General features: G+C 68.3%; 4 protein-coding genes. 3 read left to right on the top strand and 1 reads right to left on the bottom strand.

Going from position 1 to position 5,505, the window contains the following annotated elements; genetic code table 11:
• Nucleotides 1–103: 103 nt before the first annotated feature.
• Nucleotides 104–1,741, top strand: coding sequence for a GMC oxidoreductase (locus ACNFOC_RS50395; protein ID WP_521987000.1), 1,638 nt, complete (start codon nucleotides 104–106; stop codon nucleotides 1,739–1,741).
• 22 nt (nucleotides 1,742–1,763) lie between these two features.
• Here the strand turns inward: ACNFOC_RS50395 and ACNFOC_RS50390 are convergent, their stop codons facing one another.
• Nucleotides 1,764–3,560, bottom strand: coding sequence for an AMP-dependent synthetase/ligase (locus ACNFOC_RS50390; protein ID WP_416965697.1), 1,797 nt, complete (start codon nucleotides 3,558–3,560; stop codon nucleotides 1,764–1,766).
• Between the two features lie 338 nt (nucleotides 3,561–3,898).
• Between ACNFOC_RS50390 and ACNFOC_RS50385 the strand changes: the two genes are divergently transcribed.
• Nucleotides 3,899–4,654: a metallophosphoesterase family protein gene (locus tag ACNFOC_RS50385; protein ID WP_416965698.1), complete on the top strand. Its 756-nt coding sequence runs from the start codon at nucleotides 3,899–3,901 to the stop codon at nucleotides 4,652–4,654.
• 125 nt (nucleotides 4,655–4,779) lie between these two features.
• Nucleotides 4,780–5,223 (top strand): SRPBCC family protein, encoded by a 444-nt coding sequence (locus ACNFOC_RS50380; RefSeq protein ID WP_416965696.1) that lies wholly within the window; start codon nucleotides 4,780–4,782, stop codon nucleotides 5,221–5,223.
• Nucleotides 5,224–5,505 lie beyond the last annotated feature (282 nt).

The following is a 5,505-nucleotide window of genomic DNA, read 5'->3' as shown; positions in this document are numbered from 1 at the left end:
GGCTCACGGTGAGGCCCCACACAACTCACCCACCACCCCCGCATGCGCCCCAAAACCGGCGCAGACCCTTGGCGGAACCCGATAATCCGCACATGCTGCGCGCATGACAGCAAAACTGACGCAGCATCAGCTGACGAGACGTCAAATCCTGGGCATGGTCGCCCTTCAGACCGCCGCCACCGCCGGTCTCACCCGTATCGGTCTCCAGTCCGCGCAGGCCGTCGAACCCGCGGCCGTCGAGACCGCCCCCGCGATCGTCGTCGGGTCCGGTTACGGCGGGGCGGTCGCCGCCCTCCGGCTCGGGCAGGCCGGTATCACCACCCTTGTTCTGGAGATGGGCAAGCTCTGGAACACGGCCGGCTCCGACGGCAAGATCTTCTGCTCCACCTCCGCCCCGGACCAGCGCTCGATGTGGTTCAAGACCCGCACTGAGGCCCCGCTCGCCAGCTTCCTGTGGCTGGACGTCGTCAACAAGGACATCGGCCTCTACCCGGGCGTCCTGGACCGCGTGCACTACGACAACATGTCCGTGTATGTGGGGCGTGGTGTCGGCGGGGGTTCGTTGGTCAACGGAGGCATGGCCGTCACCCCGCTCCAGTCGTACTTCGCCGAGCAGTTCCCCACCGTGGACGCCACCGAGATGTACGCCACGTACTTCCCGCGCGCCCGCACCATGCTCGGCGTCAACACCGTCGACCCGGCCTGGTTCGAGTCGACGGAGTGGTACCAGTTCACCCGCACCTCACGGAAGGCCGCCACCACCGCCGGCCTGAAGACCACCTTCGTGCCCAACGTCTACGACTTCGGCTACATGCAGAAGGAGGCCGCCGGCACCGCCACCAAGTCCGCGCTCGCCGCCGAGGTCATCTACGGCAACAACTACGGCAAGAAGAGCCTCGACAAGACCTACCTCGCCTCAGCGCTCGGCACCGGCAAGGTCACCATCCACACCATGGAGAAGGTGAAGGCGGTGACCCGGGCGAGCGACGGGTCGTATGTCCTGAGCGTCGACCGGATCGACAACACCGGCGCGGTCGTCGAGACCAAGCAGTACAGCTGCACCTATCTGTTCCTCGGCGGCGGCAGCCTCGGCACCACCGAACTCCTCGTCCGCGCCCGGGACACGGGCACCCTCCCCGCTCTCAACGCGAGCGTCGGCGCGGGCTGGGGGACCAACGGCAACACGATGGTCGGGCGCGCCAACCACATCTGGGACACCGTCGGCGCCAACGAGTCGACGATGCCGGTCATGGGCATCGACGACTGGGCCAACACCGCCAACCCCGTCTTCGCGGAGATCGCCCCGCTGCCGATGGGACTCGAACACTGGATCAGCCTCTATCTGGCGATCACCAAGAACCCGCAGCGGGCGTCGTTCACGTACGACTCCGCCTCCGGCACGGTGAAACTCGGCTGGACCGCGGCGCAGAGCGCGGTCTCGGTCGCCATGGCGAAGAAACTGTTCGACCGGATCAACGCGGCGAACGGGACGATCTACCGGTACGACCTGTTCGGCACGGCCAACAAGGTGTTCGCCGACGACTTCTGCTACCACCCGCTAGGCGGCTGCGTGTTGGGCAAGGCGACCGACAACTACGGCCGGGTGAAGGGGTATTCGAAGCTGTACATCACCGACGGTTCGCTGGTGCCCGGCTCGATCGGGGTCAACCCGTTCGTGACGATCACCGCGCTCGCGGAAAGGACGATGACGCGGGTCCTCGCCGAGGACACCGCGTCATAGCCCGACTTCCGTACCCGGCCCGCTACTTCTGGTAGATGGCCTCGATCTCGTCCGCGTAGTCCTTGGCCACCACATTGCGCTTGAGCTTCAGGGACGGCGTCAGGTGGCCCGACTCCTCCGTGAACTGGGAGGACAGAATGCGGAACTTCCGCACCGATTCCGCCTTCGACACCGCGGCGTTGCCGTCGTCGACCGCGTCCTGGACCGCCTGCACCAGGTCCGGATCGTCACGCAGCGACGCCGCGGTGGAACCCGACGGCTTGCCGTGCTCGGCGGCCCAGCGGCCCAGGAACTCGTCGTCGATGGTGACCAGCGCGCCCACGAAGGGCCGCCCGTCGCCGACGACCATGCACTCCGCGACCAGCGCGTGCGCGCGGATGCGGTCCTCGATCACGGCCGGGGCCACGTTCTTGCCGCCCGCGGTGACGATGATCTCCTTCTTGCGCCCGGTGATGCTGAGGTAGCCGTCCTCGTCGAGGGTGCCGATGTCCCCGGTGTGGAACCAGCCGTCGGCCAGCGCCTCGGCCGTAGCGGCCTCGTTGTTCCAGTAGCCCTTGAACAGGTGCTCGCCGTGCAGCAGCACCTCGCCGTCGTCCGCGATGCGGACGACCGAGCCGGGCAGCGGCTGGCCGACCGTGCCGATCTTCGTCCGGTCCCAGGGGTTGAACGCGGTGGCCGCGCAGGACTCGGTCAGGCCGTAGCCCTCCAGGACGGTGAAGCCGATGCCGCGGAAGAAGTGCCCCAGGCGCTCGCCCAGCGGGGCGCCGCCGGAGATCGCGTACTCGCCCTTGCCGCCGAGCACCGCGCGCAGCTTGCTGTAGACGAGCTTGTCGAACGTCCTGTACTTGATCTTCAGACCGAGGGACGGACCCGACGGCGTGTCCAGCGCGCGGCTGTACGCGATCGCGGTGTCGGCCGCCTTGTCGAAGATCTTGCCCTTGCCGTCCGCCTGCGCCTTGGCCCGCGCCGAGTTGTAGACCTTCTCGAAGACGCGCGGCACACCGAGGATCAACGTCGGCCGGAACGAGGCGAGTTCATCGGTGAGGTTCTTGATGTCCGGGACCAGGCCCAGCTTGATCGGCGCCATCATCGGCGCGATCTGCACCAGCCGCCCGAAGACGTGCGCGAGCGGCAGGAACAGCAGCACCGAGCACTCGCCGGTGCGGAACAGCGGGCGCAGCCGCTCCACGATGTTGCCGCACTCCGCGAAGAAACTGCGGTGGGTGAGCACACAGCCCTTGGGCCGGCCGGTGGTGCCACTCGTGTACACGATGGTCGCCGGGTCGTCGGCCTTCGCCTGCGAGCTGCGCTCCTCGACCGTCGCGTCCGTGACGTCCTTGCCCGCGCGGTCCAGCTCGTCGATCGCGCCGGCGTCGATCTGCCAGACGTGCTTGAGCGCGGGCAGCTGCGCACGCACCGACTCGACGGTGGCGGCGTGCCCGTCCTGCTCCACGACGACCGCGGTGGCGCCCGAGTCGCTCAGGATCCACTGCACCTGCTCCGGCGAGCTGGTCTCGTAGACCGGCACGGTGATCGCGCCCGCACACCAGATCGCGAAGTCGAGCAGCGTCCACTCGTACCGCGTGCGGGACATCAGGCCGACCCGGTCGCCGGGCTGGACGCCGGAAGCGATGAGCCCCTTGGCGGCGGCGTGCACCTCGGCGAGGAAGACCGTGGCGGTCACGTCCTGCCAGCCGCCGTTCGCCTTACGGGCGATGACGGCGACATCTGGGTGCTGCGCGGCGTTTCTGCGGACGATGTCGGTCAGATTGCCGTCCGCGGGGACCTCGTACAAAGCCGGAAGGCTGAACTCGCGCAAGACTGCTGCTCCTCATAGGGCGCCGGCGCCACGACGTTGTGTGATGCGACGGTCCGGTCCACGGCTCGGGCAGGTGCGTCAGGACCCGGTGGTTGAAATCCTGAGCACGACTGGACTGCCCGGACGTTACCCGTCGGTATGGCTCCTACGACAGGGGGGTCCGGCGAGATGTTCGCTGCGTCACACAGATTGGTGTTTCCTCGCGCACAGTAGTCCACGCCTTTCTTGACTGGCCAGTAACCGCAAGCTCCGCCGCCACTGTTCACGTTTGCCGCACACGCCTACGCTTGATCGTCATGGCACCCACACCGGCCGGTAACTCCGGGACGCGCATCCATGTGGTCAGCGACGTACACGGCAACGCCCGTGACCTGGCCAGATCCGGCGAGGGTGCCGACGCCCTGATCTGCCTGGGCGACCTGGTCCTCTTCCTCGACTACGCCGACCACTCGCGCGGGATCTTCCCCGAGCTGTTCGGCGAGGAGAACGCCGACCGCCTGGTCGAGCTGCGCACCGCCCGCCGCTTCGAGGAGGCCCGCGAACTCGGCGCCCGCCTGTGGGCCGGCGTCGGCGGGGACCGCGCGGCCCTGATCGAGAAGGCGGTCCGCAAACAGTACGCCGAGATGTTCGCCGCCTTCCCCACCCCGACGTACGCCACCTACGGCAACGTCGACATGCCGACCCTGTGGCCCGAGTACGCCGGACCCGGCACCACCGTGCTCGACGGCGAACGCGTCGAGATCGGCGGCCGCACCTTCGGCTTCATCGGCGGCGGCCTGCGCACCCCCATGCGCACCCCGTACGAGATCAGCGACGAGGAGTACGCCGCCAAGATCGAAGCGGTAGGCGAGGTCGACGTCCTCTGCACGCACATCCCGCCCGAGGTCCCCGAGCTGGTCTACGACACCGTCGCGCGCCGCTTCGAACGCGGCAGCCGCGCCCTCCTGGACGCCATCCGCCGCACCAGGCCCCGCTATTCACTGTTCGGCCACGTCCACCAGCCGCTCGTGCGGAGGATGCGGATCGGGGCGACCGAGTGCGTGAACGTGGGGCACTTCGCGGGGAGCGGCAAGCCCTGGGCGCTGGAATGGTGACCTCCCCCTGATGTCCGCAGGTAGGGGGTGAAGTGGGGCGGTCGACCGCGCGGTAGCCTTCACGCTGCACGCACACGCGCACGACGACGACGCCCTGCCGGTCCGCATCTGGAGGAGCCACAGCGATGGCGGAACACACCAGTTCGAGCATCACGATCGAGGCGGCACCGGCCGAAGTGATGGAAGTGATCGCCGACTTCGCCCGCTACCCGGACTGGACCGGTGAGGTGAAGGAGGCCGACGTCCTCAAGACCGACGACCGGGGCCGCGCCGAACAGGTCCGGCTCGTCATGGACGCCGGCGCGATCAAGGACGACCAGGTCCTCGCGTACACCTGGACCGGCGACAACGAGGTCTCCTGGACCCTCGTCAAGTCCCAGATGCTGCGCTCCCTGGACGGCTCCTACCTCCTCAAGTCCACGGCGGCCGGCACCACCGAGGTCACGTACCTGCTGACGGTCGACGTCAAGATCCCCATGCTCGGCATGATCAAGCGCAAGGCCGAGAAGGTCATCATCGACCGGGCGCTGGCGGGGTTGAAGAAGCGGGTGGAGTCGGGGGAGCAGTAAAGGGTGGCTTCGGGGCGAGCTGTCGGGCGCTTCACTTCACAGCGCAGGCCGGCATCACTCAGCCCGTCCGGCGTTTGAGGACGAGGCCCTTTCAGGGCCGACGGGGGCCCCACCGCGTGGGCGATGTCGGCCATGCGGGTCATGTACGGGGCGTCGACGAAGAGGGGCGGGTGCGCCGGCTGGGGGTGTCGCCGGAGGTGTCCGGCGCGGTGGAGCGTTTCGCGGAGAACTACACGCTGAGGGGGCGTTCTCCCGCTCAGTCGCGGCTGCCGAACCGCATGG

The sequence above is a fragment of the Streptomyces colwelliae genome (assembly GCF_048158785.1).
Taxonomy (GTDB): domain Bacteria; phylum Actinomycetota; class Actinomycetes; order Streptomycetales; family Streptomycetaceae; genus Streptomyces.
This window is presented reverse-complemented; position numbering and strand designations above follow the sequence as displayed.

Bases quoted from the DNA above. Each gene is read 5' to 3' on its own strand.
- ACNFOC_RS50380 (WP_416965696.1), top strand. From the start codon at position 4,780: ATGGCGGAACACACCAGTTCGAGCATCACGATCGAGGCGGCACCGGCC.
- ACNFOC_RS50395 (WP_521987000.1), top strand. From the start codon at position 104: ATGACAGCAAAACTGACGCAGCATCAGCTGACGAGACGTCAAATCCTG.